At 56.9% G+C, this 2,165-nt stretch carries 1 protein-coding gene; it reads right to left on the bottom strand.

Annotation, left to right across the window (positions count from 1 at the left end):
* Positions 1–2,043: DNA helicase PcrA (gene pcrA, locus L692_RS0106270; protein WP_025698185.1), on the bottom strand; the 2,043-nt coding region annotated here is incomplete at its 3' end.
* Positions 2,044–2,165: the final 122 nt, after the last annotated feature.

Raw genomic sequence — 2,165 nt, 5'->3', positions numbered from 1 at the left:
CCCGCCGCCGAAATTGCTGCGGCCGCCTGCGCCGAAGCCGCGGCTACCGTAAGCCCCGCCTGCGTCGCTGCCCCGACGGAAGCGGTCTGGCGTCATGACGGTGTCTTCCTTCAGTTCCTCCGGAATCTCGTCCAGGAAGCGGGACGGCGGGTTGGCCGTTGTCCGCCCGAACAGCGTGCGCGCACGCGCGCAGGAGAGGAACAACTGCTTCTCGGCGCGGGTAATGCCCACATACGCGAGCCGCCGCTCCTCTTCCAGTTCATCGTTGTCCTGGAAGGCGCGGCTGTGCGGGAATACCCCTTCCTCCATGCCGATGATGAACACGACCGGAAACTCCAGCCCCTTCGCGCTGTGCATCGTCATCAGCACGACGGCGTCGCTGCGGTCATCCTCCGTATCGTTCATGCTGTCGATGTCGGCGATCAAAGCGAGATCGGTGAGGAAGGAGACCAGCGACTTGTCATCGTTATTTTTCTCAAATTCCATCGTCACGGACAAGAACTCTTCAATATTCTCCAAGCGGGAGCGCGATTCGATCGTGTTCTCCTTCTGCAGCTCCAGCTTGTACTGCGACATTTCCAGCACCTTCTCCGTCAGCTCCGTCACCGACAGGAATTCCACCATCCGGTGGAGCGCCAGAATCATATCGTAGAACTCGACCAGCGCATTCCGCGTCCGTCCCGCGAATCCCAGGTCGTCTACGGTTTCCAGCACACGGAAGATGGATATCCCCCGCGATGCCGCCGCGCCCGTAAGCTTGGCGACCGTCGTGTCGCCGAGCCCTCTTTTGGGAACATTGATCACCCGGGTCAAGCTGATATCGTCGTCGGGGTTGGACAGCAGCCGCAGATAAGCGAGCAGGTCCTTGATTTCTTTGCGGTCGTAGAACTTGATGCCCCCGACAATCTGGTACGGTATATCTGATTTAATGAGAATTTCCTCTATGACCCGCGACTGGGCGTTCGTCCGGTACAGGATCGCATGATCCTGGTATGACTTGCCCTTTTTCACACTCTTGCTGATTTCCCCGGATACAAAATAACCCTCGTCATGCTCCGAGTCGGCCCGGTATACCTTGATCTTCGGCCCTTCCTCCGAATCCGTCCACAGCTTCTTCGGCTTGCGTCCCGTATTCAGCGCGATCACGCCGTTGGCGGCGTTCAGAATGTTCGAGGTCGAGCGGTAGTTCTGCTCCAGCAGAATGACCTTGGCTTCCGGGTAGTCCGCCTCAAAGTTGAGAATGTTGCTGATGTCGGCGCCGCGCCAGCGGTAGATCGACTGGTCGCTGTCGCCGACGACGCAAATATTGTGATGGCTGTCGGCCAGCATGCGGCAAAGCATGTACTGCGCCCGGTTCGTATCCTGATACTCGTCCACATGGATGTATTTGAATTTCCGCTGGTAGAAATCGAGCACCTCGGGCACTTCCTTGAACAGCTGAATGGTCGTCATGATCAGATCGTCGAAATCGAGCGAGTTGTTGCTCTTGAGCTTCTTCTGGTACATCGTATATATTTTGGCAACGAGGCCTTCAAAATAATCCCCGATCTTCCGCTCATACTGCTCAGGCGTCACCAGCTCGTTCTTGGCCGCGCTGATCACCGACTGCACCGCCTTTGGCTCGAACTTCTTGGTGTCGATATTCAGTTCCTTCATGCAGGCGCGGATAACGGAGAGCTGGTCCGTGGAATCCAGAATCGAGAAGTTGGAGGTAAACCCGATCCGTTCAATATCCTTCCGCAGTATCCGCACGCACATGGAGTGGAACGTCGATACCCAAATATCGCGACCTTCCGGCCCAACGAGCCTGGATACCCGATCCTGCATTTCCCTGGCCGCCTTGTTCGTGAACGTAATGGCAAGAATCGCCCAGGGCGGAGCCTTGCGGCCTGCGATCAGCCAGGCAATTCGGTGGGTCAGCACCCTGGTCTTGCCGCTTCCCGCTCCGGCCATAATCAGCAGCGGACCATCGGTCGCCTCGACCGCCTGGCGCTGGGGAGGATTGAGCCGGCTTACGGCATCTTGTATGTTAACGGATTGCATGAGGGCATGCCCCTTTCCAGTAGCTAAAATGGCTTGTATTCTCAAGCAAATTATCAAGTGGTTCTGTACGGAACTACTACTATATCGACCAATCTATCCGCCAAATGGCGGCGTTCTCTTGA

It is taken from the genome of Paenibacillus forsythiae T98, assembly GCF_000520735.1.
Lineage (GTDB): Bacteria > Bacillota > Bacilli > Paenibacillales > Paenibacillaceae > Paenibacillus_AQ > Paenibacillus_AQ forsythiae.
This window is presented reverse-complemented; position numbering and strand designations above follow the sequence as displayed.